A 23,828-nucleotide genomic window follows, 5' to 3' on the forward strand; every position below is an offset into this window, starting at 1 on the left:
TCAGCCGCGGGAGGCCCCCGGGGCGTGCTGCGCGGGCGCCGCGGTGCGGGCAGCGCCCGAGGGGCCCGCGGCGTGCGTGAAGCGGTGGCAGCCCTGGACCGCGGCGATGAAGACGGCGACGAGCAGCGTGACGATGACGAAGACCGCCAGGCGCTGGCGCATCAGCCGGCGGCCCGGCGCGGTCGGCGCGGGGCGGCGGGAGGCGTTGGTGCGGACCGCGGCGCGGGTCGCCGGGACGGTGGGCGCCGGGGTGCGCGGGGCCGGGCGGCTGCCGGCGGGCCGGCCCGCGCTCTTCGGCTGGCCCCCCGTACCGGGCGCGGGCCCGTCCAGGCGCGGCGGCGTCCGCCGCTGGGTCGGCTGCTGCGCGTACTCCTCGGCGCGCCGCCCGACCGGACGCTCCGGGCGCGGCCCCGCCGCCTTGGGCAGGCCCTCGCGGCGCGGCGCCCCGATCCCGCGGGCCTCGCGCGCGGCGATCTCGGAGAGCCGCTCCGACAGCTGCACCGTGCTCGGCCGGGTCTCCGGGTCCTTGGCCAGGCACGCGTAGACCAGCGGCGCCAGCGCGTCCGGCACCCCGCCGAGATCCGGCTCCTCGTGCACGACCCGGTAGAGCATCACCTCGGAACTGCCCTGCCCGAAGGGCGAGTCACCGGTGGCGGCGTAGGCGAGGGTCGCGCCGAAGGCGAAGACGTCGGTGGCCCCGGTCACCGCCGCGCCGCGCACCTGCTCGGGCGCGAGGAAGCCGGGCGAGCCGACCGCCGTGCCCACGTGCGTCAGCGTGCTCGCCCCCGTCGCCCACGCGATGCCGAAGTCGATGATGCGCGGGCCCTTGGGCGACAGCAGGATGTTGGACGGCTTCAGGTCCCGGTGGACGACCCCGGCCTCGTGCACCGCGACCAGGCCCTCGGCGAGCGCCGCCCCCATCGAGGCGGTCTCCGCCGCCGACAGCACACCGTGCTCGGCCACCTTGTCGTGCAGCGAGGGCCCCGGTACGTACTGCGTGGCGAACCACGGCCGCTCGGCCTCCAGGTCCGCGGCGACCAGCCGGGCCGTGCAGCCGCCGCGGATCCGCCGGGCCGCCGACACCTCGCGCGCGAAGCGCGACCGGAACTCCTGATCCTCCGCCAGCTCCGGCCGGATCACCTTCAGCGCGACGCGCTGCCCGCGCTTGTCGGCCCCGAGGTAGACCACGCCCATGCCGCCCGCGCCCAGCCGCCGGTGCAGCCGGAACGCGCCGACGACCCGCGGATCCTCGCGCCGGAGCCGCATCATCGCCATGTCCGTTCCCCTACCCTCCGGTGGGGAGGACCCCACTGCCGCTCGCCTGCTCGCGTGTCTGCCTGCCGGTGCCGGGCCGCCCGGGCAGCCGCCCACAGCTTACGGACTCCGCTCCCGAAGCGGCGTGAAGCCCCGCAGGCGGCGGGCGGTGAATTGTCAGTGCCGGGTGGGATTCTTGACGGGTGGCGCGAGGCCCGTCCGACGGGCCGTCACCGCCGTGCACGATCTGCCAACGGCCCGCCGAGCAAGGGGGATTGACGCCGTGAAAGGTGATCGCGTGGAGATAGTCGTCGACGCCGGGGACAGCACCCGTACGTATGAGGTGGTGGCCACCCGGGCCGGCCGCCGGGTGGAGACCGCGGTACGCCGCGGGGTGGTGGAAGTGAGCGAGGTCACCCGCAGCGGGACGGTGGTGCGCACCGCCCGCTTCATGGCCACCCGGGTGCTCGCCCTGGTCGAGCAGCCCGTCCCGCGGGACGACGAGTCGGTCGCCGCCGCCGCCGAGTCTCGGGGATGACCCCGGGAAGGCGGAGGCCGGTGTCCACCCAGGGGAGTACGCCGGGGGTCCGCCGTCATCCTCCGGGATGCCCGCGAAGGGGTACCGCAGCCTGACGTGCGGGAGCCGCGGCGGCCCTAGATTTGAGGTCAAGCGGCGGGCGGAGCACTCGTCCCCCGAGGTCAAACGCCCGCCGCCCCCGACGACTGCTGGACGCGACCGACCGCACCGCACACCCCGGGAGGGGGCAGGCATGGCGAACACGGTGACCCGCACCGCACGCGCCGTGCGCGGCACCCGGCGCACCGGGCCCCGCCACCCGCTGGTGGCGGCGGCCATGGTGCTGCCGCTGGCCGCCCTGCTCGCCTACCTCTTCGGCGGAGTCGACGCGGTGGTCACCCAGGCGTCGTCCGTGGCCGGCCTGATGGGGCGCTGAAAGGCGCTCCCGACCTGGAAGAGCGGTCCGGGTCAGGGACTCACCGGTGGACCCCGTGGGGACGGGGGTAGGCGGACGACTGTGCTTGCCCGGGCATCATCCGATGCCCGGGCATTGCGCTGTCCGGGCATGGGGCGACGCCCGGCGCCGAAGCCAGGTGCCGACCCCCGGTGCCGACGTCGGGTGCCGACGCGCGTCGCCGGCCCCGGGGAGCCCGCCGCGGGCGCCGCCCCGCGCTGCCCGGGCCCCGCGCCACCCCGCCCCGCGCTGCCCGGGCCCCGCGCCACCCCGCCCCGCGCCGTCCGGGTCCCGCGCCGCCCTGCGCTGTCCGGGCCCCGCGCCACCCCGCCCCGCGCCGCCCGGCCCGCCGCCGGACGGCCCCCTTCGCCGGGCCGGGCAGGCGGCGGGATGCTTGACTGGGCCGATGACGACCACGGGGGAGCAGTCCGGGGCCCGGCGCGGCGGCACCGTCCGTATCGACCGGCAGGCGGCCCGCCGCGGCGCCGGCCCGGCCGCCGACGACGCCCTGATCGCGGCGCTCGCCGCCACCGCCGCAGCAGCCGCCCGCCGCACCGCCCGCCCCCCGGGCGCCGCCCCCGCCCCGCCCACCGTCCCGGCCGCCACCACCGTGCTGGCCGACCGCCCCGACGGCACGGTCGTACGGGTCGGGTCCGTCGTCGCCAAGGCCCACGCCCCCGGCACCGACGCCGCCGCCCTCGCCGTCCGGGTCGCCGTCGCCGCCCACCCGGCGCTGCGCGGCATCCTGCTCGCCCCGCTCCCGCCCGAGCCGGCCGCCGAGGGTGCCTGCGGCGTCCTGGAGCCCGCGGCCGGCGGCGGCCGGCCCGTCACCGCCTGGCCCTACGGCCTGCCCGTCGACCGGCACGACCCCGCCGCCGCCCCCTGGGCCGAGGCGGCCGTGCTGCTCGCCCGGCTGCACAACGTGCCGCCCGCCGCGCTCCCCGGCCCGCTGCCGCCGATGCGCGGCCCCGCCAAGGCCGCCCTCGCCGTCGCCCGGCTGCGGGCCGTACCGGACTGCGCGGCGGCCCGTACCGTACGGCGGGCCTGGCGGCGGCTGCCCGCGTGGGCCAGGGACGAGGCGCCGCACCCCGGGCCCGCCGCCCTCTGCCACGGCGACCTGCACCTCGGCCAGCTCGTCCGGCACCCCGCCCCCGACGGCCCCTGGCTGCTCATCGACGTCGACGACCTCGGCACCGGCCCGGCCGCCTGGGACCTCGCCCGCCCCGCCATGTGGTTCGCCGCCGGCCTGCTGGAACCCGACGCCTGGGCCCGCTTCCTGGCCGCCTACCGCGCCGCCGGCGGCCCCGCGGTGCCGCACACCGGCGACCCGTGGGCGCAACTGGACGTACCCGCCCGCGCGTTGGCCGTACAGACCGCGGCGATAGGTGTCGCCAAGGCGGCCCGGGAGGGACGCGAACTCGACGAGGCGGAGTCCGAACTCGTGGCCACCTGCGCCCGTATCGCCCAACTAGAGTGAACTCACGTGTTCGACGCGAGGAGTTGATTTCGACGATGTTGGTCTGCCCCAAGTGCCACGGCCAGATGCAGACGTACAACCGCAGTGGCGTCCAGATCGAGCAGTGCACCAACTGCCGCGGCATCTTTCTCGACTACGGCGAGCTCGAAGCCCTGACCCAGCTCGAAGGCAAGTGGCAGCAGCCCGCCCCGCCGCCCGCCTACCCCGCCCCGCCCATGCAGCCCGGCTACCCGCAGCCCCCGGCCCCCGCCTGGGGCGCCCCGCAGCACTACGGCCACGGGCACGGGCACGGCCACGGCCACAAGCACCACGGCCACGGCGGCTTCGCCCACATGCTCTTCTCGTCCTGACGACCCGCGCCGCGCACACGGCGAAGGGCCCGCAAGCGGTGCTTGCGGGCCCTTCGGCCGTAGCTGCTGGTGGACGATACTGGGATTGAACCAGTGACCTCTTCCGTGTCAGGGAAGCGCTCTCCCGCTGAGCTAATCGTCCTCGGGTCCCGGCCGCCGGGGGCGCCGGTGCCTGGTGCGCGATACTGGGATTGAACCAGTGACCTCTTCCGTGTCAGGGAAGCGCTCTCCCGCTGAGCTAATCGCGCGGGTCTCCTGCTCGGGGCCGGTGGGCCCCCGTGGACGATACTGGGATTGAACCAGTGACCTCTTCCGTGTCAGGGAAGCGCTCTCCCGCTGAGCTAATCGTCCTTGGAGGTGGAGACGGGATTTGAACCCGTGTAGACGGCTTTGCAGGCCGTTGCCTCGCCTCTCGGCCACTCCACCACAGCGCGGAGGGTCCCGGGAGGATCCCCCACATCGAGCGGACGACGAGATTCGAACTCGCGACCCTCACCTTGGCAAGGTGATGCTCTACCAACTGAGCCACGTCCGCCTGCCGGCCCTCGAAACACGTTCCCGGGCGACGGGTTGAACTCTAGCGGATTCCCGGTCCAGCTCAAAAACCGGTTTCCGCAGCGTGCCGGGCCAATGACCGGCAGTTGACGCGCGGGGAGCCCTGCGACCTCCCGCGACCGGCCCGGCCTAGACTCGGCTCACGCCCCTCCCCGGACCCCAGGAAGGCACCGTGCGCGATCTTCCTCCGCTGGCCCGGTTCCCCGGAATCGTCGCCCGCGACCTGCGGGATGTCACCGCGGACCCGGCCGCGCTGGACTCCGCCGGCTTCTGGGCGGTCGCCGTGGACTTCGAGGGCCGCACCGTCTGCGCCCGCTTCGGCGACGTCCGCCGCACCGGCGCCCCGCCCGACACCGGCGCAGGGACCGCCGCGCGGGCCGCCCGCTGGCGCGGCCCAGAACCGGACGCCTGGACCTCCTCCATGGACAGCGCCGCCTACCAGGCGGGCGTACGGACCATCCGCGAGCACATCGCCGCCGGCGACGTCTACCAGGTCAACCTCTGCCGCGTCCTGCACGCCCCGCTGCCGCCCGGCCCCGGCGGCGAGCGCCCCGACATCGACGCCCTCGCCGCCGTCCTCGCGCTCGGCAACCCGGCCCCGTACGCCGGCACGATCCGGCTGCCCGCGCACGGCGTCGAGATCGCCACCGCCTCGCCCGAGCTCTTCCTGCGGCGCGACGGCAGTACCGTCGAATCCGGCCCCATCAAGGGCACCGCGCCCACCGCCGGCGGCTTCCTGCCCAAGGACCGCGCCGAGAACGTCATGATCGTCGACCTGGTCCGCAACGACCTCGGCCGGGTCTGCGCCACCGGCACGGTCACCGTGCCCGCGCTGTGCGCCGTCGAACCGCACCCGGGGCTCGTCCACCTGGTCTCCACCGTGCGCGGCGAGCTGCGCGCCGGCGCCGGCTGGCCGCAGCTGCTGGCCGCCGCCTTCCCGCCCGGCTCGGTCACCGGCGCCCCCAAGGCCGCCGCCCTGCGCATGATCGGCGAGCTGGAGACCGCGCTGCGCGGCCCCTACTGCGGCGCCCTCGGCTGGGTCGACGCCGACCGGCGCACCGCCGCGCTCGCCGTCGGCATCCGCACCTTCTGGATCGGCCGCGACGCCGCCGACCGCCCGGAGCTGCGCTTCGGCACCGGCGCCGGCATCACCTGGGGCTCGGACCCGGCGGGCGAGTGGGCGGAGACCGAACTCAAGGCCAGGCGCCTGCTGGCGGTAGCGTCGCAGGCACACCACGACAGCGGGAGGTCACTGCGGTGAAGATCTGGGTGGACGGCGCACTGCGGGAGACCGCGGACGCCACCGTGTCGGTCCTCGACCACGGCCTGACGGTCGGCGACGGCGTCTTCGAGACGCTGAAGTCCACCGGCGGCCACGCCTTCGCCCTCACCCGGCACCTGCGCCGGCTCGCCCGCTCCGCGCGCGGCATGGGCCTGCCCGAGCCCGACGAGGCCGAGGTCGCCCGCGCCTGCGAGGCCGTGCTCGCCGCCAACCCCATGCCGCACGGCCGGCTCCGTATCACCTACACCGGCGGCATCTCCCCGCTCGGCTCCGACCGCGGCGAGGCCGGCGCCACCCTCGTCGTCGCCGCCGGGCCCGTCCCCGGGCACCCCGCGGCCGGCGCGGTCGTCACCGTGCCCTGGACCCGCAACGAGCGCGGCGCCCTGACCGGCCTGAAGACCACCTCGTACGGCGAGAACGTCGTCGCGCTCGCCCGGGCCCGGGAGCAGGGCGCGACCGAGGCGGTCTTCGCCAACACCACCGGGCGGCTGTGCGAGGGCACCGGCTCCAACGTCTTCGTCGTCCTCGACGGCCGGCTGCTCACCCCGCCGCTGTCCTCCGGCTGCCTGGCCGGCATCACCCGCGAGCTGGTCATCGAGTGGGCCGGCGCGCACGAGGAGGACCTGCCGTACGAGGCGCTGGGCGAGGCGGAGGAGGTCTTCATCACCTCCTCGCTGCGCGACGTCCAGCCGGTCAGCCGGGTCGACGCCCGCGAACTGCCCGGTGCGCCCGGGCCGGTCACCGCGAAGGTCATGGAGGTCTTCGCCGAACGCGCGGCGGCCGACCCCAACCCCTGACCGGGGGCGCTCCGGTACGCCGGTACGCCCGTCGTACGGGCCGCGTCCGCGCCGGGCGGGTGACCGTACACTCGACCGCACCCCAGCGGGGGGCAGCTCGGGCGGCGGACGGGAGCGCGACGCATGACGACGACCCTCAGACCTGCGGGCCCCGAACAGCGCGACGCCGACGGCGGCCGGGCGCGCGACTTCACCGTCGCCGTCAACGGCCGCCCCGTCGGCGGCATCCGGCTCGGCGCCGACCCGCACGGCGACCCCGGCCGGATCGACGCCCTCACGATCGACGAGCCCGACCGGCGCCGTGGCCGCGGCACCGTCGCGGCGCTCGCCGCGGAGGAGGTGCTGCGGCAGTGGGGCTGCACACGCGTCCTGGTCTCGGTGCCGGCGCAGGCGGCGTACGGGCTGCGGATCGCGCTCGCGCTCGGCTACACCGAGACCAACCGCACCCTGCACAAGGACCTGGAGCCGGGCCCGCGCGAGGCGGTCCTGCCGCCGGGCGCGCGGCTGCGGGAGGTGACCGTCGAGGAGAGCGCGCCCTGGCTCGCCAGCTCCCGTACCGGTTTCGTCGCCGCCCTCACCGCCTCCGGCGTCCCCGAGCACGCCGCGCAGGCCCACGCGGCGGCCTCCTACGCCAGCGCCTTCCCCGGCGGCCGTCCCGCGCCGGGCAGCGTACTGCTGGCCCTGGACGTCGACGGGCGGACCGCGGGCCGGCTGTGGCTGCACACCGCGCCCGCGCCCGGCTGGGTCCAGGTCGTCGAGGTCGCGCCCGAGCACCGGGGCAGGGGCCACGGCCGCACGCTGATGCTCGCCGCGGAGGCGTACTGCCGGGCGGCGGGCACCCGGGGGCTCGGGCTCAACGTCTTCACCGCCAACACCGTCGCCCTGGGCCTGTACGCCTCGCTCGGCTACGGGGTGCGGATGCGCCAGCTCTGGAAGCCGCTGAGCTGAGGGGGCGGTCCCGGGGGTGGCCCGGGGGCCTGGGGCGTACGGCCGCGAGTGCCGGGGCGGCTGCCCGGGCGGTACGAGGTGAGCCCGGGGCCGGCTGCTCGCGGCGTAGGGCTGCGGGCCCGGGGCTCGGCTGCTCCGGCCGTACGGTCGCCGGGTCGGCCGCTACTGCTGGCGGCCGGCCAGCAGTCCGTCCACCAGGGACTCGATGCGCGCCCGCAGGCCCTCCTGCGACGTGCCGCCGTCCAGCCGCTCGCCGGCGACGACGTACGTGGGCGTACCGGTCACGCCGATCGCCTTGCCCTCGGCCTCGTCCGCGTCGACGACCAGCAGGTGGCGGCCGTCGACCAGCGCGGTGTCGACCTCCTCGGCGTCCAGGCCCAGCTCACGGGCGATCTCGACGAGCAGCGGCTCGCCCTCCAGCGCCAGCGCCTCCGCCCGGCCCAGCACCGCCTCGGCGTACTCCCAGCCGCGGCCCTGCGCCTGGGCTTCCTCGAACGCCTGGGCGGCGGCCATCGCGTGCTGGTGCTTGGGCAGCGGGAAGTGCCGCAGCTGGATGTCGAGCGCGTCGCCGTACCGCTCGCGCAGGGCGGCGATGTCGCCGAGGGCGGTGCGGCAGTCCGGGCACTGCAGCTCGCACCAGACCTCCAGGACGGCGGGGCGGGCGGCGGGGGCGGAAGCGGGAAGATCCATGCGGCCAGTCTCCCACCCCGGGCGGCCACCCCGGGCGCTCTCCCACCCCGGGCACCCACCTCGGGCTACTACCGCGGGCGCTCTCCCACTCCGGGAGGAGCCGCCCCGGAGATCCCCCTGAACCTGCCCGCGGACCGTGGCCGTACGGGCCCGGCGCGAGGCACGATGGACGGACCCGAACGAACGGGAGTCGCAGCATGCTGACCACGACCCTTTGCGCCGCGCTGTCCGCGGGCGGCCTGGGCATCGCGATGATGACCGCCTACCGGCGCAGATTCCTCGCGGCCACCAGGATCGCCGCGCTGTCCCTCGTGCCCGTGGGCCTGGCCATGGCCGGGCTCGTCACGCTGGGCCGCAAGGTCGGCACGGCCGTGGGCCACTGGGGCGCGGACCTGGTCTTCAAGCCCACGGTGTGGGTCGGCTTCGGCGTCCTCGCGGTCGCCGCGCTGCTCTACGGCATCACGCGCCTGATCTCCGCGCGCCTCCCGGAGGGCTCGGCCGCGGCATCCCGGTCCGCCGCTCGCGCCGCCGGCCCGTCCGCCGCCCCCGCCGGAGCCCCGGCCCCGGCGGCCCTGCCCGCGTCCGACCGCCGCGCCCGCCGCTCGTCCGGCTCGGGGCTGTCGGAGTTCGCCGACGTCGAGGAGATCCTCAAGCGCCGCGGCATCTGACGGCGGGGCGCGCGGGGGCGCCCCCGAAGCTCCGGGGGGAGAACCGCGCGAGCGGCCGGCAACCGGACCGGAAGGTCCCACGGGCAACGGCACCGCCCCTCCCGGCGGGCTGACCTAGGGCCGCCGGCCGCCGGCACCCGGGCCGTCCGGCATGCGGACGAGCGGCGTCCGCATCGCGGAAGATCACCAGAATGTGCGCGTGTTGGTCCGCGTGCGGTCCTGGGCTACGCGAAGATCATCCCGTGCTGCCCATGTCCGGCGACCGCGTCGCCGCCGAGCGGCGCCCGGAGCCCGTGCGGCCGGCCGCCACCCCCGATGACCTCTCCGCCCGCACGACCGTCCCGGCCCAGGGCGGCGCCCCCCGGCAGGAGGCCGCCGGCCGGCCGGCGCCACCGCTGCCCGCGCCGGAGGCGCAAGGGTGCCTCTACGCGCTGTCGCAGCCGCCGCTGATGCTCTTCCTGCTGGTGATCGGCGGGCTGCTGGGGCTCGGCGCGGCGTACGACCTGATCTTCCTCTGAGCTGCCCCGTAAGGCGCGGGCCGGCTCGGTACGCGCCCGGCGCGGGGGCGCTCGAAGCCCGGGGCGCAGGTGTGCGCGCAGGCGTACGCCTCAGGACGCGGCGGCCTCGCCCGCGACCTGGCCCTCCGCCGAGGAGTCCGCGCCGTCGCCCGCCTCGCGCCGCCGGGCGCGGTACGCGGCGACGTGCAGCCGGTTGCCGCACGTACGGCTGTCGCAGTAGCGCCGGGAGCGGTTGCGGGAGAGGTCGACGAAGGCGCGGCGGCAGTCGGGCGCGTCGCAGCGGCGCAGCCGTTCGCGTTCGCCGGCGACGATCAGGAAGGCCAGCGCCATGCCGCAGTCCGCGGCCAGGTGGTCCGACAGCGACGCGCCCGGCGCGAAGTAGTGCACGTGCCAGTCGTAGCCGTCGTGGTCGGTCAGCCGCGGTGTCGTGCCGGCCTCGGCGATCATCGCGTTGAGCATGCCGGAGGCGGTCGCGTCGTCGGGCGCGGCGAAGACCTCGGTGAACCGGCCGCGTACCGCGTGCACCGCGGTGATGTCGTGGCGGTCGAGCCGCCCTATCTCGCTGACCCGGTTGCGCTCCACGAAGGCCCGCAGGTCCGCGACCTCGGCGAGGCCCTCGCGGCCCTCGATCGCCGGCGCGGTGTTGAGCAGGTCGACCACGCTGTCGAGCGCGCATCGGGTGTCATGGTTGATCAGCACGGAACGCTCCCTGCCGGCGTCGTCGAGCGGCTGCGTTCCGGTGACTCTAGCGCGCGAGAGCCGCCGCCGTGGGATCGCGGGTCCCACGGCGGCGGCTGTCGTTCCTGCGGTGTCAGGCGGTCGGGCAGGCCCTGTGCCGCCTTGGGCGTCCGGGCGGTCCCCCCGAGTAGGACGGCCGCGGACGGTCGGGGACCGGGCTCAGCTCTCCGCGAGGATGTGCGAGAGCTCGGTGTCGAGGTCGAAGTGACGATGCTCGGTGCCCGGCGGGACCGCGGCGTCCGTCCGCTTCAGGAAGGACTCCAGGGCCCGCGCCGGGGCTTCGAGCAGGGCTTCGCCCTCGGGGGAGCTGAGGGCGATGCACACGACGCCCTGACCGTGGCTGCGGGACGGCCAGACTCTGACGTCGCCGGTGCCGGTCGGGCGGTGCAGGCCCTCGGCGAGCAGGTCGCGGGCGAAGACCCATTCGACTGTCTCTTCGGCTCCGGTGTGGAAGGTGGCGTGCACGGCATACGGATCGGCCGTGTCGTACCGCAAGCCCGCGGGTACGGGCAGTGAGGATTCGCTCGACACAACGAGGCGCAGGTGCAGCTCGCAGCTGACCGTGGTGTTCATAAGCGCCAGGGCCTTTCGCTCAGTGTGCGCTCGGGGATTCGCACGTCGGCGAAATCGACATGCCACCTGCGGGGACGTTGTAAACCCCTCTGAGGGGTTTGTGAGGCTTCTGGTAGCTCGTACGGGCTAGTGGCGAGAAGGGCGGAACGCCTGTTTCAGCGATTGCCGCATCGTCCGGTACGTTGGCTTATGTGATCGCAGAGAGTGACCAGCGCGCTGAAGCCGTGGCCAACGATTCACGGCTCGGCTCGAAGGCCCCCGCCTTCGTGCAGCGGCACGGGACGTTGCACGGGGCGTGGCGGGTCATGATCTTCGTCTTCGGCCTCGCGGTGATCGGCGGCGGCGTGATCCTGCTGCCGCTGCCCGGGCCCGGCTGGCTGATCATCTTCGGCGGCATGGCGATCTGGGGGACGGAGTTCGTCTGGGCGCAGAAGGTCCTGCTCTGGACGAAGACGAAGGTCACGGAGTACGCCAAGCGCGCCGCCGACCCGCGGGTGCGCCGCCGCAACCTGCTGATCACCTCGGCGGTCGTGGTCGTCCTGGCGGGCCTGGCCATCTGGTACGTCACCAGCTACGGCTTCACGCTGCCGTGGGACATCTCCTGAGCGGACCGCCCGCGCGGAGCCGGTCCGGGCTGGTCGGGAGGGCCGCCGGGGTGCGGTAAAGTAGTCCGCACGCCGGGGCGATTAGCTCAGCGGGAGAGCACTTCGTTCACACCGAAGGGGTCACTGGTTCGATCCCAGTATCGCCCACCCGGACCGAGGGTCCCGGAGCCGTTCCTACAGCTCCGGGACCCTCGGCGTTCTCCTGCCCCGGACGAGCGCCCCGCTGCGTGGAATCCACCCCGGGCGGCCCGCCCACCGCGCACACTGAGCCCATGGACTGGTCCATGGACTGGAGTCACTACCGATTCCACAGCGTCTGGCCGCTGGAGGCCGACCCCGACGCCGTCTACCGCGTCCTGGAACGCCCCGACTTCTACCCCCAGTGGTGGCCGCAGATCCGCGAGGTCACCCAGACCGGCGAGACCACCGGCATCCTGCGCTTCCGCTCCGTCCTCCCGTACGACCTCGTCGTCACCGCCCGCTCCACCCGCCAGGACCCCGCCCGCCGCATCCTCGAAGTCGCCATGACCGGCGACCTGGAGGGCTGGGTCCGCTGGACCGTCACCCCCGCCCGCCCCGGCACCCTCCTCCACTTCGACCAGGAAGTCGACGTCCGCAAACCCCTGATGCGCCGCCTCGCCCTCCCCGGCCGCCCCTTCTTCCTCGCCAACCACACCCTGATGATGCGCGCCGGCCACCACGGCCTCCGCACCCGCCTCCAGGCCCCGCCACCCCATGTCATTTGAACGCGGCCCGCGTTCACCTGTAAGGTTCTTCCCATCCCGGGCGATTAGCTCAGCGGGAGAGCACTTCGTTCACACCGAAGGGGTCACTGGTTCGATCCCAGTATCGCCCACCGTTTTTTCCGAGAGGCCGCCTTTCCGGGCGGCCTCTTCCTTTTCCCGCCTCCCGGCGGCCGGTGGGCAGTTCAGCCCGTCAGCGCGATCGTGCACCACACGACTTTGCCGCCGGTGGGCAGGAGGTAGTAGTCCCACTCCTTGGAGATCTCGCCCACGATGAACAGCCCCCGGCCGCTCTCGGTGTCCTCGGACATCGTCGTGTCGGCAACGGGCGGGCGGTCGCTGGGGTCGGCGACTTCGGCGATGAGCTGTGATTCGTCGTGGCGCAGCGTCAGAGTGACGTGTGCGTGGGGGGCGTCGGGGGCGACGTGCTGCACGGCGTTCGAGACCAGCTCGCAGACCGCCAGCTCCGTCGTGTCGATGCACGCGCCGGCGACGTTCCAGGCGCTGAGCACGTCGCGGACGTGCCGTCTGGCCCACGGTGTCGCTTCGGCCCTGGCGTCGAGTTCGAGAGTGCTGACGTAGCGCTCAGCGGTCACGGCCGCCTGCTTCGAACGGCGGCGCCGGCCAACTCGTGTCGGCGTCGTCGGCGAGCCATACCGTGCCGCGGATCTTCTCGGCCAGCTCCTCACGCATATAGGCGGCGACCACGGGGTCGTGGTGGAAGTGCCCGGCGCTCGGCACCAGGACGTTGCCGACACCTTCGGAGCGGCAGCTCGTGATGAGCCCCATCCATGTGCCGAGCCGCTCGCTCGGGCGTTCCTCGTAGTGGACGCCGGCCAGGCTGAGACCCCGGTCGACCGAAAAGGCCACCAACGCGGCGATCGCCTCCCGCACGGCTCCATCCCCATGCCGGGAAGACGCCGGAGGTAGCCGAACGCACTGCTGAGGTCGCCTTCGGGGTGTGATCGAGTTGCCGCTGCGGTCATGCGATAGCTCCTGTGCCTGGGGGCTCGGCCATGGGGAGCGTGGCCGCGGATGCCACCCGGGCGTCACGCCGGCGCCGTATGGGGCGGCCATACGCCGGACGCATGGACTGCCAGGCACGGCACGGCTACTGTCCGTAGGCTTGGCCTTTGGCACTGGCGATCGGGCGGCCCTGGGGTACGGAATGGCACAGCAGCAGGTCCGGCACTGCTCCTGCGGTACGCGGCTGGCCCGCGACAACCGGGGCACTTCATGCGCATCCTGCCTGCGACGACGGCCCACGACGGCCATGAGCCAACCACCGCGGGTGCCCCCGGAGTTCTGGCAGGACGACCGGCTGCGCGCCGCTCTGGCGAGCTGGCACATGGGCCAGGTCTTCTACGCCTACCGCGTCCACCCCTGGCACACCCGCGTCGTGTCGCAGGAAACCCTCGCCGGGTGGCTCGGCCTCACCCAGGCGCAGCTCAGCCGTATCGAAAGCGCCACTACCGCACCGCAGGACCTCGGCAAGCTCATGAGCTGGGCGCATAGCCTGCGCATTCCGGGCGACCTACTGTGGTTCAAGCTGCCGAGCGACAAGCCGGCAGTGCCGGCTGTCACCAACGACGCGGACCCCGTACCCGGAGACGCAAGGAAGCCTCGCGGTCGTGCAGTGCTGCCGGTCGTCGTGAACGGCCGTCCGGTGCTTGTTCCAGTCGATGCTCAAGCGCTCGTCGCCGGCGGTCCGGGCGGCTTGCTCGACGTGTCGGTGGTGCCTGCCGACGACCCGAGTACAACGGAGCACGAGGCCATGAGCCCACTCGACCGTCGGTCACTGCTGAAAGGCGGCGTTGCCGCCGCAGCTCTGCCGGGTCTCGGCCTGGACGAACTCCAGCACGTTGCCGCTGCCCTGGAGGACGCGCGCCGCTACCTCGACATGCCTGTGGTGGACTACTTCCGCCGTCGGCTCGATGGCGCCAAGCACGACGACGGCGTACAGGGGCCGCGCAAGACACTCCCTGTCGTGCTCGGCCTGCTCGGCGCAATCGACCAGTACGCCCGCGAGGTGAAACCGACCGTGCGCCGGCAGCTGCTGTCAGTCGGGGCGGACGGTGCGGAGTTCGCCGGCTGGCTGTATCGCGATCTGCACCAACCGAGCACCGCGACGTTCTGGTACGACCGTGCGATGGAGTGGGCGCAGGAAGCCGACAACCCGGCCCTGCAAGGCTATGTGCTGCTCAAGAAGTCCCAGATGGCGTATGACGAGGGACGCCGTGCGGGTCCTGACCCTTGCTCAAGCGGCTGGTCACGAGCGCTGGCGGTTGCCGCTGCGCGTCCAAGCCGAAGTGACCCAACAGGAGGCCTTGGGCGCTGCGATGGTCGGCGACTCCCTGGCAACCGTACGAGACAAGTTGGCGACCGCTCAGGACTTGCTCTCACGGGCCGGTGGAGGCGACCCACAGGACTTTGGCGCGTATTTCACCGAGCACACCTTGATGCTGCGCAACGCGATCAGCGTCACGGAGGCCGGTAAGCCGGGTCTGGCCGTTGAGCTGTTCAACGAGGCGATGCGCGCCGGAACGCTCTCGGTACGGGACGGTGGCTTCTTCAACGCACGCCGTGCTGCTGCGCTGGCACTGAGCGGGGAGCCTGACGAAGCGGCGCGGATCGGGACTGCTTCCGCCAGGGTTGCGCGCGAGATGAAGTCGGCACGCACCGTACGGGTACTCGGGGAGACGTTGCAGACGCTCGCCCGCTGGGACAGTCGGCCGGCGGTTCGGGAATTCCGCGAAGTGCTGCGGGTCGCCTAGCCCGTCAGCCAATCGGTCACGTTGCGGATGACAAACGCCTGATATTCCTGGCTCTTGGGATTGAGGTACTGCGGATCGTCGTGGACCGCGAAACCGTGCTGCGAGCCCGGTACCTCGATGAGCTTGACGGGCGCCGTGAACTTCGGCACGGCCGCGCGTGACGACTCGATGGGTACCAGCGTGTCAGCGTCACCGTGGACGATGAGGGTCGGCGCCTGCACGAGGCTCAGGGCTTCCTGCGTCGGGAACCAGAAGGCTTCGTTGAGCATGGCCCTGCCGTGGACGAGCGTCGGCGTGAACTGGATGGCGCCACGCTCGCTGAGCCCTTGGGCCGCCTCCTCGGTGATGGAGTCGTTCACCCAGTACGGCCGGGAGTCGATCGTGCGCCACTTGTAGTCCAACTGCGGGTTGAACAGCAGCAGGCGCGACACCTCCTGCGGCCGGTGCGCGGCGTAGTACGCGGCAACGCCCCCGGTGAAGCTCGTACCGTTCAAGGTGACCTGCTCGGCTCCGGTGGCTTCGCGGACATACGCCAGCACCACCCGAATGTCGTTGAGGATGGTCGAGAGCGTCAGCTCCTCCTGTCGGCCCTCGCTCTCTCCGTGGCCGCGAAGGTCGAAGCGCAGGGATGCCACGCCGGCGTCCGCCAGGCCGTCAGCCAGCCGCGTGAAGAAGCCGCCCTCTTCCCGGGTGACGCCACCGCCATGGACCAGCACAACGGCGCGGGTGGTGGCTTCCCGGGGCTGGGTCAGCGTGCCTGCGAGCTGCTGGCCGTCGAGGGTACGAACCGTCACGTGGTTGCTGGCTGGCATGGAGCCAACGGTAGTGCGGTCCTGGAGCGGGCGACAGCGCGTCGGGAGATACATAAGCCGGGCCGCAACGGAGGAACTGCGCAGTCCCACGCGGAGCGCGCCAGTCGAGTTCCGCTACTTCTGGTCCCTGTTCAGCCCCCGCCTCCGCGGCCGTCGAGGCCGAGGTACGCAAGGCACTCGACGTCGGCGCCCTGGTGGCGCACAACGCACACGTGGACGTGGGCGTGCTCCAGCTGCGGCTGGCAACGCACGACGACGCCGGTCCGCGCACGCTCGCAGAACTGCGCGACGACCCACCGGAAGGTGATCGACCGCTGTTCCGCGACGGCCTGACGCCGGCAGCGCTGCCGGCGACGGTCCGCTTGGACGGCGAGGTCGAGCGTGCCTGCCAGGTCGGGCACGACGCCTTGGCGCTCAGCCGGACGATCGGGTCGGCGCGTGTCACCGAACGCCGCGGCGAACCGGACACAGCTCCTGCGCCGTACGGACAGCTCTCCTACGTGCAGGAGTTCAAGGAGTTGTTCCGCCTGGTGACGGCGGACGCCGCATGAGAATCACCAACCGAACGCCTTGCCACAGCGGTCGGCGAACTCGGTGAGACCTGCCAGTACGACATGCGCCCCGGCCTGGCGCAGCTCGTCAGAAGTGTGCCTGCCACTGGCGACGCCCACGGCCAGGGCGTCGGCGTCGAGGGCGCCGCGGACATCGTGGGGCGTATCGCCGATGACGACGGCCCGGGTGCCGGCGAAGTCGTGACCGTACTTCTCCGACGCCCGCTTCCGAGCCAGGCGGACGAGGTCGGCACGGTCACTGCCGTCGTCGCCGTAGCCGCCGACCGAGAAGTCGAGGCCGTCGCCGAGGCCCAGCGCGGTGAGCTTGGCCGTGGCCACGGGACGTATGTTGCCGGTGACGGGCGACTGCACGGCGCCTCGGGCCGCGCACGACTCGACGGCTTCCCGCGCGCCGGGGAGAACGATGCCAATCTCACGCATACGGCCAGTGAGCTGTTCGGCGGCCACTGCCAAGGCGGCGTAGAAGTCGTCGAACCGCGCTTCCGGCTCACGGACACCGTTCAGACGCAGCGTCTCCGCCGTGATCGCCTGATCCGTGCGGCCCGACATGTCCGCAAGCTCGCCGAGCGGCCTGCCCGTCACCCGGTGGAAGGCCCGCTCATAGACGCTGCGGCTGACGCCCCCGCCGATCCGGACCAAGGTGTGGTCGATGTCCCACAGGATGAGCAAGGGGCCGAGGGTGTGCTGTTCAGTTGGCATACGACAAGGCTACGGGTTGTCCCGTAACTGACTTCGGATGGCTTGGGCGAGATCAATTGTTGTCCTGCTCGCTCGTATGTCCGGAGAGAACGGGGTTGTGGAGGCGTATGGCCTCCTGGTGGTTGGTGGAGTACCGGTAGTTTTTCGATTGCTCGGCGACCGTGTGATCACGGGTGGGAACCAGGCTGGCCTCCACGATCAGCACGGCCCCCTTGCGGAATCGCTTGCGCTCCCGCAGGGCCGGCAAAGGCCCGAGCTGATCGACTATCCGGTCCGAGTCGACTTGGATACTCCAAATAGCGGAGCGAGTTGCCGCATCGTGTTGACCAGCTTGCCGAACTGTCGCGGGCTCAGCCCCGTGAACGGAGCTATCCAGGACGGCTCGGACGCCGTGATTGCACCGGACACAGCAAGATCACCTCAACTGCCGACTATTCGCGGTGGCCTCTCGTGGCTGGCACCGTTCGATTGCTTGAGCAGCAGTGGCCTGTGAGCCAGGGGCGGAGGCAGCGGAAACGGCCTTGCGCCCGGTGTGGTCGGCGTGGATGCTGGCCCGCCGGAGGTAGTGAGGTGATCAACGTTGTGTTGAAGCTGTCAGCCCGGGATTTGGTGCATGCGGACCTGGCGTCGTGCGGGTGGGCAGGGTCTGACCATCATCTGGCCGGCGTCGCCGCGCAGTTGGAGCGGGTCCGGACCGGCGGGGTCGACTACCTTGCGGTGTGTCCGGCAACGGACATCCCCGTGGCGAAAGGCGGTGTCGACTACCAGGTCAAGGCGGGGGTCGGCACTTTGTGGCAGCTGGCGGTCCACCCCGCATTGCAGTCCTGCGGGATCGGCACGTTCCTTGTCGGAGCCGCAGAACTGCGGATCAGGAACCGCGGTCTGCGGCAGGCCGAGCTCAGTGTGGAGGAAACCAACCCGCGGGCACGTGCGCTGTACGAACGGCTGGGCTATGTCGCGTACGACCGTCAGCCGGACTCGTGGGACGAGCAAGCCCCTGATGGATCGTTGCGCCGCTACGAGACGATGTGCACGGTGATGCGGAAGGACCTTGCGTAGGCCTCCCGGGGTCTCCCGGTGGACGCGGCTTCCCAGGTCGTGTACGGGCGTCCCTCCGGGGAGCGCGACCGGCTCGCGCTCGCCCACCGGGCCACCGGGCCGCCGAGGAGCGCGGGGGAGCGGGACCGGGCTCGCAGGGTTCAGCGCGTGTGGGTGGGTACGCGAGATGGGTGCCGTGGGGGGTGATTCGCGGAGTGGACGGAGAGGTGAGTATGGAAGGCGCGTTGCGGCCACTGGTCGTGGTGGGGGCCGCGCTCGCGGTCACCGTTGCCGTGGGGTACGCGGTGGACAAGTCGTTGCAGGCGGTCGACGCGCGGCATCCGGAGACCCCGTTGTGGCATCTGCTGCGGCGGTGCCGGGTGCCGTTGCAGGTGGTGATCTGCGCGGCGGTGCTGCGCGGCGGGTACCGGGCCGCGCATGTGGTGCACGGGCACCTCACGGCGGTGGGGGAGGGGCTCGCCCTCGTGCTGATCGCCGCCACCGCGTGGCTGACGGTACGGGTCGCCGCGGCGATCACCGACTCGACGTACGCCCGGTACGCGGTGGTCTCGCGGGACGTGGCGAAGATCCGCCGGCTGCGCACGCAGTCGACGCTGATCCAGCGGGTGTTCACCGCGATCGTCGGCGTCATCGCCGTCGCCTCGATGCTCTTCAGCTTCCCGGAGATGCGCACGCTCGGCGCCTCGATGCTCGCGTCGGCCGGCATCATCGGCATCGTCGCCGGCGTGGCCGCGCAGTCCACGCTGGGCAACCTCTTCGCCGGGCTGCAGATCGCCTTCGGCGACATGGTGCGCATCGGCGACACCGTGGTGGTGGACGGCGAGTGGGGCACCGTCGAGGAGATCACCCTGACGTATCTGAGCGTCCGCACCTGGGACGAGCGGCGGATCACGATGCCGGTGTCGTACTTCACCAGCAAGCCGTTCGAGAACTGGACCCGCGGCGACCCGCAGATGACCGGCACGGTCTTCCTGCACGTGGACCCCGCGACGCCGCTGGACGCCATGCGCAAGCGGCTGCACGAGATCCTGGAGCAGGCCGCCGAGTGGGACCGCAGGGCGTGGAATCTGGTCGTCATCGACAGCACGCCGACCACCATGCAGCTGCGCGCGCTGGTCACCGCGAAGGACGCCGGCGACCTGTTCGACCTGCGCTGCATCGTGCGCGAGCGGCTCATCGAGTGGCTGCGCGACGAGCACCCGTACGCGCTGCCCCGGGTCAGCACCGCCGACGCGCCGGGCGCCCCGATGTCGGACTAGGGGAGCAGCGCCAAGGGCGGGTTTCGGCCAGGCGCAATGGACGCTTCGCCGGATGTGCGGATATTTGCGCGGGCGATATGTGAATTCTCGCGGCGTTCCGCTGCTGGCCGGAAAAGATCATACGAAGCTCGAAGTTCATTGGTCGCGTGCCAAACGTTCACCTAGGGTGCGTGGTGCCGGCAACGCACGCCAGAACGCAACGGAGGAGTAATATGAACTTCGAAGTTCGTAAAAAGGGAATCGCCCTGGTCGCGACGGTCGCCGCGGTCTCGGGACTGGCTCTGACCGCAGGTACCGTAAACGCTTCCGCCGCCACGCCGAAGGCGGTCGCCCCCGCGGCCAGCGGCATCCTGACCGTGCCGATCTACAACGGCAGCACCTGGCTCGGCGACTTCGAGTGGAGCGCGAACCCCAACGGCAGCAACCCCGGCGACGCCTTCCGCGTGCGGGACACCGTCGCCGACGGCGTCGGCCTGCGGGCGGAGCTGCTGACCAACCCGGTGCGGGTGGCCACCACCGCCGGCCACAACTCGCCGTACACGAGCCCGTGGAACACCGGCAACCTCACCGAGGGCAGCAAGTGGACGGTATACGTCTACTCGACGAAGGGCGGCGTCCTCACTTACCGGACGACGCTCACCGTCACCGCCTGACCGCATCCGGAGCCACGTAAGAAGCGGACCGCCGCGAAGAACCGCAGCGGTCCGCTTTTACGTGCCCGCGCACCGGCCGCGCGGAATCCGGCCCCCGGCTCAGTCCTCCTGGAGCGGCACGGTCGCGGTCTCCAGGAAGAACTGGTCGATGCTGCGCACCGACTCCAGGAAGTCGTCCAGGTTCACCGGCTTGGTCACGTACGCGTTGGCGTGCCGCTGGTAGGCCGCGCTCACGTCGTCCGGCGTGGAGGACGTGGTGAGGACCACAACCGGGATGCTGCGCAGCTCCGCGTCCTGCTTGAGCACGCCGAGCAGTTCACGGCCGTTCATCCGGGGCATGTTGAGATCGAGAACGATCAGGTCGGGCCGCGGGTTGGAGGCGTCACGCAGGTATTCCAGCGCCTCCACGCCGTCGTCGGCGCGCCCTATGGCACGGGCGATGCCCCGGTCCGTCAGGGCTTCCTCGATCAGCAGCGCGTCGGCCGCGTCGTCCTCGACCAGCAGGACGTGGTAGGCGCGTTGCGGAAGAAGGGAGTTCACAGCGGTGCTCCTCGGGGTCTGTACGCCGTACCGCCCGGCTCGGCCAAAGGAGAATACGCAGCACCGCCGACCGGCGACAACCGCGACCGCCGTCCAGGTACGATGGCGCGGCCAAGCTGGAGCGGCGGCGTCCTCGGGCACGGCCCCCAGCAGGGCTGACGGCACCCCCGTGAGGACGGCACACACGTGACGACGGGCCGTGATGGGGGCAGGATGTCAACCTCGGACGAGCAGACGGCGGCGGACGCCGTACGGCGGCGGGCGGGCGTACCGCACCAGGCCGCCGCACCGCACACCGGCACGCCGCACGCCGGTACGCCGCGGCAGGCGGCGGACGAGCCGGCCGCCGGCACCCCGCCGCAGCCGGACCCGGCCGGCAAGCCCGCCCCGACGGGCGACCCCGCCCCGGCGGCCAAGCCCGCCGCAGCCGGCGACCCCGCTCCCACGGCCAAGCCCGCCGCGCACGGCGACCCCGCCCCGCTCCCCGCAGCCCGCCCCGCGCGGCCCCCGCGCCGCCCCGCCGCCGGCCGCTGGACCACGCGGCGCTGGCTCACCGCCGGCGTCGCCGCCTCCCTCGCCGTGCTGCTCGTGCTCGGCATCGCCGGCGGCTGGGTCCTCGCCCGCTCCTCGACGCTGTCCGGCCGGGTCCTGGACGCCGACTCCTCCCTGGTCACCGCCGTACGCCTGGAGTCCGCGCTCACCGACCAGGAGACCGGCATCCGCGGCTACGGCCTCACCGGCCAGCCCGACTTCCTCGACCCCTACCGCAGCGGCGTCACCGACGAGCGCGCGTACACCACCCGGCTGCGCACCACCATGAGTGACCGGCCCGACGTCCTGCGCGACCTCGACGCCCTCCAGCGGCAGGCCCAGGCGTGGCAGCAGCGGATCGCCCTGCCGGTGGCCGCCACCCCGCCCGGCGCGCCCGTCGCCCTGGCCACCCAGCGCGCCGACGAGGGAAAGCGCGACTTCGACCGGATCCGCGCCGCCACCACCCGGCTCCAGCAGACCCTCCAGACCACCCGCGACCACTCCCGCGCGCAGCTGCGCACCGCCTACACCGAGCGCAACGCGATCTTCAGCGCCATCGCCGCGGTCATCCTCGTCCTGACCGCCGGCGTCGTCACCGGCCTGCGCCGCGGCGTCAGCCGGCCCCTGGAGCAGGTCTCCAGCGACGTACGCCTGGTCGCCGACGGCATGTTCGACCACCCCGTCACCCCCACCGGCCCCGCCGACATGCGGCAACTGGCCGGCGACGTGGAATCCATGCGCCGCCGGCTCGTCCACGAGCTCGCCTTCTCCGACGCCGCCCGGCTGCAACTGGACGAGCAGGCCACCGAGCTGCGCCGCTCCAACGCCGAGCTGGAGCAGTTCGCCTACGTCGCCTCGCACGACCTCCAGGAACCGCTGCGCAAGGTCGCCAGCTTCTGCCAGCTGCTCCAGCGCCGCTACGCCGACCAGCTCGACGACCGCGCCGGGCAGTACATCGGCTTCGCCGTCGACGGCGCCAACCGCATGCAGACCCTCATCAACGACCTGCTGGCCTTCTCCCGGGTCGGCCGGCTGCACACCGAACTGGCCTCGGTCGACCTGGAGAAGCTGTACGCGCGCACCGCCGACGTCCTCAGCGTCGCCGTCGAGGAGTCCGGCGCCGAGCTCACCCACGACCCGCTGCCCACCATCACCGGCGACGCCACGCAGCTGGGCATGCTGCTGCAGAACCTGCTCTCCAACGCCCTGAAGTTCCGCAGCCCCGACCGCCCGCCGCGGATCCACCTCAGCGCCCGCGCCGACGACGACGGCCTGTGGCACTTCGCCGTCGCCGACAACGGCATCGGCATCAGCCCGGAGTTCGCCGAGCAGGTCTTCGTCATCTTCCAGCGGCTGCACACCCGCGAGGCCTACCCCGGCAACGGCATCGGCCTGGCCCTGTGCAAGAAGATCGTCGAGTTCCACGGCGGGACCATCGCCGTCGACCCCGCCCACAGCCCCGGGACGCGTATCGCCTTCACGCTGCCCGGGCCGGCCCCCGCAGCGGTCGCCGCCGCGGCACAGGAGAACCAGCGGTGAACCACGCAGAACCCGGGCCGGCGCCGGCCCCGGCCATCCGCAGCGTGCGCGTCCTGCTCATCGAGGACGACCCGGGTGACGCGCTGCTCGTCGAGGAATACTTCGCCGACTCCACCCTGACCGTCGAGCTGCACTGGGTGCAGCGCCTGACCGACGGCCTGGCCGAGGCCGCCCGCGCCACGCCCGACTGCGTCCTGCTGGACCTGCACCTGCCCGACGCCACCGGCATCGGCGCGGTCCGCCGGGTCCAGGAGGCCTGCCCCGCCGCCGCCGTGATCGTGCTCACCGGGCTCGCCGAGGACAGCGCGGGCCCCGAGGCGGTCGCCTCCGGCGCCCAGGACTACCTGGTCAAGGGCTCGGTCTCCGGCGAACTGCTGGACCGCGCCGTCCGCTACGCCGTCCACCGCAAGCAGGCCGAGCAGACCGCGACGCAGCTGCGGGTCAACCAGCACCGCGCGCAGGAGAACCAGCGCCTGGAGCGCGGCCTGCTGCCGGTCCCGATGCTGTCGGACGACCCGCAGGTGCTGCCCACCTCCTGCTACCTGCCCGGGCGGGAGGGCGCGCTGCTCGCCGGCGACTTCCTCGACGTCGTCGAGACCGCCGACGGCACCGTGCACGCCGTCATCGGCGACGTCAGCGGCCATGGCCCGGACGAGGCCGCGATCGGGGTGTGCCTGCGCATCGCCTGGCGCACCCTGGTGCTCGGCGGCCACCGCGACGCCGGGCTGCTCGCCCTCATGGAGCGCATTCTGGTCGCCGAGCGCACCTACACCGCGATGTTCGCCACCGTCGCGACCCTGCGGCTGGACCCGGCCGCCGGCAGCGCCGACATCACGCTGGCCGGGCACGACGCGCCGCTGCTCATCGCCAAGGGCCAGGCCACCCCGGTCGAGGCCCGGCCCGGTATCGCGCTCGGCCTGCTGCCCGGCACCGACGACTGGCACACCACCCGGATCGCGCTGCCCGCCGCCGGCGCGCTGCTGCTGCACACCGACGGCCTCACCGAGGGGCACACCGGGCCGGGACCCGAGCGGCTCGGCACCGACGGCCTGATCTCGGTCATCGGCTCGGCCCCAGAACCGCACGGCCAGGCCCTCATCGACCACCTCACCGCCGTCTCCCGGCGGATGGACGCGGGACGGCACCTGGACGACATCGCCGTCCTGCTGCTGACCTGGGGCGCCGGCCACCGGCTGCCGCCGCAGCGGACACCCTGAGCCG

At 73.0% G+C, this 23,828-nt stretch carries 28 protein-coding genes, 7 tRNA genes and 1 pseudogene; 21 read left to right on the top strand and 15 right to left on the bottom strand.

Going from position 1 to position 23,828, the window contains the following annotated elements; all coding sequences use genetic code 11:
* Positions 1-1,275, bottom strand: a complete 1,275-nt coding sequence (locus tag HCN08_RS11550; protein ID WP_167982911.1) for a serine/threonine-protein kinase — start codon at positions 1,273-1,275, stop codon at positions 1-3.
* A gap of 262 nt (positions 1,276-1,537) precedes the next feature.
* Between HCN08_RS11550 and HCN08_RS11555 the strand changes: the two genes are divergently transcribed.
* The 4 genes from HCN08_RS11555 to HCN08_RS11570 all read left to right on the top strand — a co-directional run bounded on the left by HCN08_RS11555 (position 1,538) and on the right by HCN08_RS11570 (position 4,052).
* A complete protein-coding gene (locus tag HCN08_RS11555; protein ID WP_167982912.1) occupies positions 1,538-1,792 on the top strand; it encodes a hypothetical protein in 255 nt (84 codons plus the stop codon).
* Between the two features lie 232 nt (positions 1,793-2,024).
* Positions 2,025-2,207: a hypothetical protein gene (locus HCN08_RS11560; protein ID WP_167982913.1), complete on the top strand. Its 183-nt coding sequence runs from the start codon at positions 2,025-2,027 to the stop codon at positions 2,205-2,207.
* Between the two features lie 424 nt (positions 2,208-2,631).
* Positions 2,632-3,702: an aminoglycoside phosphotransferase family protein gene (locus tag HCN08_RS11565; RefSeq protein WP_167982914.1), complete on the top strand. Its 1,071-nt coding sequence runs from the start codon at positions 2,632-2,634 to the stop codon at positions 3,700-3,702.
* A 38-nt stretch (positions 3,703-3,740) separates the two neighbouring features.
* Complete coding sequence (locus HCN08_RS11570) at positions 3,741-4,052, top strand: TFIIB-type zinc ribbon-containing protein (RefSeq protein WP_167983099.1); 312 nt, start codon at positions 3,741-3,743, stop codon at positions 4,050-4,052.
* A 67-nt stretch (positions 4,053-4,119) separates the two neighbouring features.
* Here the strand turns inward: HCN08_RS11570 and HCN08_RS11575 are convergent.
* The 5 genes from HCN08_RS11575 to HCN08_RS11595 all read right to left on the bottom strand — a co-directional run bounded on the left by HCN08_RS11575 (position 4,120) and on the right by HCN08_RS11595 (position 4,587).
* Positions 4,120-4,194, bottom strand: a tRNA-Val gene (locus HCN08_RS11575).
* Between the two features lie 31 nt (positions 4,195-4,225).
* Positions 4,226-4,300: transfer RNA gene (locus HCN08_RS11580), tRNA-Val, on the bottom strand.
* Positions 4,301-4,331: 31 nt separating this feature from the next.
* A tRNA-Val gene (locus HCN08_RS11585) sits at positions 4,332-4,403 on the bottom strand.
* Position 4,404: 1 nt separating this feature from the next.
* Positions 4,405-4,478, bottom strand: a tRNA-Cys gene (locus tag HCN08_RS11590).
* 36 nt (positions 4,479-4,514) lie between these two features.
* Positions 4,515-4,587, bottom strand: a tRNA-Gly gene (locus tag HCN08_RS11595).
* A 192-nt stretch (positions 4,588-4,779) separates the two neighbouring features.
* Here HCN08_RS11595 and HCN08_RS11600 point away from each other — a divergent pair.
* From HCN08_RS11600 to HCN08_RS11610, 3 genes are all read left to right on the top strand, one after another.
* A complete protein-coding gene (locus HCN08_RS11600; RefSeq protein WP_167982915.1) occupies positions 4,780-5,868 on the top strand; it encodes a chorismate-binding protein in 1,089 nt (362 codons plus the stop codon).
* The gene (locus HCN08_RS11605) at positions 5,865-6,686 is read left to right on the top strand and encodes an aminotransferase class IV (RefSeq protein ID WP_167982916.1); all 822 of its coding nucleotides are present in this window, start codon (positions 5,865-5,867) and stop codon (positions 6,684-6,686) included. The genes HCN08_RS11600 and HCN08_RS11605 overlap by 4 nt, the downstream gene beginning before the upstream one ends.
* A 123-nt stretch (positions 6,687-6,809) precedes the next feature.
* Positions 6,810-7,634, top strand: coding sequence for a GNAT family N-acetyltransferase (locus HCN08_RS11610; RefSeq protein ID WP_167982917.1), 825 nt, complete (start codon positions 6,810-6,812; stop codon positions 7,632-7,634).
* 162 nt (positions 7,635-7,796) lie between these two features.
* Here the strand turns inward: HCN08_RS11610 and HCN08_RS11615 are convergent, their stop codons facing one another.
* On the bottom strand, positions 7,797-8,324 hold the full coding sequence (locus HCN08_RS11615) for a DsbA family protein (protein WP_167982918.1): 528 nt from the start codon (positions 8,322-8,324) through the stop codon (positions 7,797-7,799).
* Positions 8,325-8,521: 197 nt separating this feature from the next.
* Here HCN08_RS11615 and HCN08_RS11620 point away from each other — a divergent pair, with 197 nt between their 5' ends.
* Together HCN08_RS11620 and HCN08_RS11625 are read left to right on the top strand one after the other, a co-directional pair.
* Complete coding sequence (locus HCN08_RS11620) at positions 8,522-8,992, top strand: hypothetical protein (RefSeq protein WP_167982919.1); 471 nt, start codon at positions 8,522-8,524, stop codon at positions 8,990-8,992.
* Between the two features lie 242 nt (positions 8,993-9,234).
* Positions 9,235-9,510 (top strand): hypothetical protein, encoded by a 276-nt coding sequence (locus tag HCN08_RS11625; RefSeq protein ID WP_167982884.1) that lies wholly within the window; start codon positions 9,235-9,237, stop codon positions 9,508-9,510.
* Positions 9,511-9,600: 90 nt separating this feature from the next.
* Here HCN08_RS11625 and HCN08_RS11630 read toward each other — a convergent pair whose 3' ends face one another.
* Both HCN08_RS11630 and HCN08_RS11635 read right to left on the bottom strand, forming a co-directional pair.
* Positions 9,601-10,209: a CGNR zinc finger domain-containing protein gene (locus HCN08_RS11630; RefSeq protein ID WP_167982920.1), complete on the bottom strand. Its 609-nt coding sequence runs from the start codon at positions 10,207-10,209 to the stop codon at positions 9,601-9,603.
* Between the two features lie 198 nt (positions 10,210-10,407).
* Positions 10,408-10,821 carry an SsgA family sporulation/cell division regulator gene (locus tag HCN08_RS11635; RefSeq protein WP_003959770.1) on the bottom strand — a complete coding sequence of 138 codons (414 nt, stop codon included), beginning with the start codon at positions 10,819-10,821 and terminating at the stop codon, positions 10,408-10,410.
* A gap of 191 nt (positions 10,822-11,012) precedes the next feature.
* On the opposite strand from HCN08_RS11635, the gene HCN08_RS11640 reads away from it, so the two are divergent.
* From HCN08_RS11640 to HCN08_RS11655, 4 genes are all read left to right on the top strand, one after another.
* Complete coding sequence (locus tag HCN08_RS11640) at positions 11,013-11,426, top strand: TIGR02611 family protein (RefSeq protein ID WP_167982921.1); 414 nt, start codon at positions 11,013-11,015, stop codon at positions 11,424-11,426.
* Between the two features lie 75 nt (positions 11,427-11,501).
* Positions 11,502-11,573 (top strand) — tRNA-Val (locus HCN08_RS11645).
* Positions 11,574-11,698: 125 nt separating this feature from the next.
* Entirely contained in the window at positions 11,699-12,172 is a 474-nt protein-coding gene (locus HCN08_RS11650; RefSeq protein WP_167982922.1) for an SRPBCC family protein, read from the top strand.
* A gap of 38 nt (positions 12,173-12,210) precedes the next feature.
* Positions 12,211-12,282 (top strand) — tRNA-Val (locus HCN08_RS11655).
* Between the two features lie 72 nt (positions 12,283-12,354).
* On the opposite strand, the gene HCN08_RS36535 is transcribed toward HCN08_RS11655, so the two are convergent.
* Together HCN08_RS36535 and HCN08_RS36540 are read right to left on the bottom strand one after the other, a co-directional pair.
* The gene (locus tag HCN08_RS36535) at positions 12,355-12,765 is read right to left on the bottom strand and encodes an ATP-binding protein (RefSeq protein ID WP_167982923.1); all 411 of its coding nucleotides are present in this window, start codon (positions 12,763-12,765) and stop codon (positions 12,355-12,357) included.
* Entirely contained in the window at positions 12,755-13,063 is a 309-nt protein-coding gene (locus HCN08_RS36540; RefSeq protein WP_167982924.1) for a hypothetical protein, read from the bottom strand. The genes HCN08_RS36535 and HCN08_RS36540 overlap by 11 nt, the downstream gene beginning before the upstream one ends.
* Before the next feature lie 397 nt (positions 13,064-13,460).
* Here HCN08_RS36540 and HCN08_RS11670 point away from each other — a divergent pair, with 397 nt between their 5' ends.
* A complete protein-coding gene (locus HCN08_RS11670; protein ID WP_240970012.1) occupies positions 13,461-14,666 on the top strand; it encodes a helix-turn-helix domain-containing protein in 1,206 nt (401 codons plus the stop codon).
* Positions 14,629-14,943, top strand: a complete 315-nt coding sequence (locus HCN08_RS35255; RefSeq protein ID WP_240970013.1) for a hypothetical protein — start codon at positions 14,629-14,631, stop codon at positions 14,941-14,943. Before HCN08_RS11670 ends, HCN08_RS35255 begins: the two co-directional genes overlap by 38 nt.
* On the opposite strand, the gene HCN08_RS11675 is transcribed toward HCN08_RS35255, so the two are convergent.
* A complete protein-coding gene (locus HCN08_RS11675) occupies positions 14,940-15,755 on the bottom strand; it encodes an alpha/beta hydrolase (protein ID WP_167982925.1) in 816 nt (271 codons plus the stop codon). The genes HCN08_RS35255 and HCN08_RS11675 overlap by 4 nt on opposite strands.
* Before the next feature lie 212 nt (positions 15,756-15,967).
* Between HCN08_RS11675 and HCN08_RS34775 the strand changes: the two genes are divergently transcribed.
* Positions 15,968-16,306 (top strand): hypothetical protein, encoded by a 339-nt coding sequence (locus HCN08_RS34775; protein WP_206318669.1) that lies wholly within the window; start codon positions 15,968-15,970, stop codon positions 16,304-16,306.
* A gap of 3 nt (positions 16,307-16,309) precedes the next feature.
* Here the strand turns inward: HCN08_RS34775 and HCN08_RS11685 are convergent, their stop codons facing one another.
* Positions 16,310-17,026, bottom strand: coding sequence for an HAD family hydrolase (locus tag HCN08_RS11685; RefSeq protein WP_167982926.1), 717 nt, complete (start codon positions 17,024-17,026; stop codon positions 16,310-16,312).
* 106 nt (positions 17,027-17,132) lie between these two features.
* Positions 17,133-17,434: pseudogene (locus HCN08_RS11690) on the bottom strand (IS5/IS1182 family transposase); the annotation flags it as partial.
* A 162-nt stretch (positions 17,435-17,596) separates the two neighbouring features.
* Between HCN08_RS11690 and HCN08_RS11695 the strand changes: the two are divergent.
* The 3 genes from HCN08_RS11695 (at position 17,597) to HCN08_RS11705 (ending at position 19,997) form a co-directional block, all read left to right on the top strand.
* Entirely contained in the window at positions 17,597-18,085 is a 489-nt protein-coding gene (locus HCN08_RS11695; protein ID WP_167982927.1) for a GNAT family N-acetyltransferase, read from the top strand.
* A 212-nt stretch (positions 18,086-18,297) separates the two neighbouring features.
* The gene (locus HCN08_RS11700; RefSeq protein ID WP_167982928.1) at positions 18,298-19,344 is read left to right on the top strand and encodes a mechanosensitive ion channel family protein; all 1,047 of its coding nucleotides are present in this window, start codon (positions 18,298-18,300) and stop codon (positions 19,342-19,344) included.
* Between the two features lie 212 nt (positions 19,345-19,556).
* Positions 19,557-19,997, top strand: coding sequence for a hypothetical protein (locus tag HCN08_RS11705; protein ID WP_167982929.1), 441 nt, complete (start codon positions 19,557-19,559; stop codon positions 19,995-19,997).
* A 99-nt stretch (positions 19,998-20,096) separates the two neighbouring features.
* Here the strand turns inward: HCN08_RS11705 and HCN08_RS11710 are convergent, their stop codons facing one another.
* Entirely contained in the window at positions 20,097-20,537 is a 441-nt protein-coding gene (locus HCN08_RS11710; protein ID WP_322974390.1) for a response regulator, read from the bottom strand.
* 213 nt (positions 20,538-20,750) lie between these two features.
* Between HCN08_RS11710 and HCN08_RS11715 the strand changes: the two genes are divergently transcribed.
* Both HCN08_RS11715 and HCN08_RS11720 read left to right on the top strand, forming a co-directional pair.
* A complete protein-coding gene (locus tag HCN08_RS11715; RefSeq protein WP_240970014.1) occupies positions 20,751-22,607 on the top strand; it encodes a sensor histidine kinase in 1,857 nt (618 codons plus the stop codon).
* Entirely contained in the window at positions 22,604-23,824 is a 1,221-nt protein-coding gene (locus HCN08_RS11720; protein WP_167982930.1) for a PP2C family protein-serine/threonine phosphatase, read from the top strand. Before HCN08_RS11715 ends, HCN08_RS11720 begins: the two co-directional genes overlap by 4 nt.
* Positions 23,825-23,828 lie beyond the last annotated feature (4 nt).

The sequence above is a fragment of the Actinacidiphila epipremni genome (assembly GCF_012034175.1).
Taxonomy (GTDB): Bacteria; Actinomycetota; Actinomycetes; order Streptomycetales; family Streptomycetaceae; genus Actinacidiphila; species Actinacidiphila epipremni.

Coding starts and splice junctions, on each gene's coding strand:
- HCN08_RS11635 (WP_003959770.1), bottom strand. CDS start 10,821: ATGAACACCACGGTCAGCTGCGAGCTGCACCTGCGCCTCGTTGTGTCG.
- HCN08_RS11560 (WP_167982913.1), top strand. CDS start 2,025: ATGGCGAACACGGTGACCCGCACCGCACGCGCCGTGCGCGGCACCCGG.
- HCN08_RS11715 (WP_240970014.1), top strand. CDS start 20,751: ATGTCAACCTCGGACGAGCAGACGGCGGCGGACGCCGTACGGCGGCGG.
- HCN08_RS11620 (WP_167982919.1), top strand. CDS start 8,522: ATGCTGACCACGACCCTTTGCGCCGCGCTGTCCGCGGGCGGCCTGGGC.
- HCN08_RS11700 (WP_167982928.1), top strand. CDS start 18,298: ATGGAAGGCGCGTTGCGGCCACTGGTCGTGGTGGGGGCCGCGCTCGCG.
- HCN08_RS11675 (WP_167982925.1), bottom strand. CDS start 15,755: ATGCCAGCCAGCAACCACGTGACGGTTCGTACCCTCGACGGCCAGCAG.
- HCN08_RS11650 (WP_167982922.1), top strand. CDS start 11,699: ATGGACTGGTCCATGGACTGGAGTCACTACCGATTCCACAGCGTCTGG.
- HCN08_RS11705 (WP_167982929.1), top strand. CDS start 19,557: ATGAACTTCGAAGTTCGTAAAAAGGGAATCGCCCTGGTCGCGACGGTC.
- HCN08_RS11685 (WP_167982926.1), bottom strand. CDS start 17,026: ATGCCAACTGAACAGCACACCCTCGGCCCCTTGCTCATCCTGTGGGAC.
- HCN08_RS35255 (WP_240970013.1), top strand. CDS start 14,629: ATGCTGCGCAACGCGATCAGCGTCACGGAGGCCGGTAAGCCGGGTCTG.
- HCN08_RS11565 (WP_167982914.1), top strand. CDS start 2,632: ATGACGACCACGGGGGAGCAGTCCGGGGCCCGGCGCGGCGGCACCGTC.
- HCN08_RS11610 (WP_167982917.1), top strand. CDS start 6,810: ATGACGACGACCCTCAGACCTGCGGGCCCCGAACAGCGCGACGCCGAC.
- HCN08_RS11615 (WP_167982918.1), bottom strand. CDS start 8,324: ATGGATCTTCCCGCTTCCGCCCCCGCCGCCCGCCCCGCCGTCCTGGAG.
- HCN08_RS11550 (WP_167982911.1), bottom strand. CDS start 1,275: ATGGCGATGATGCGGCTCCGGCGCGAGGATCCGCGGGTCGTCGGCGCG.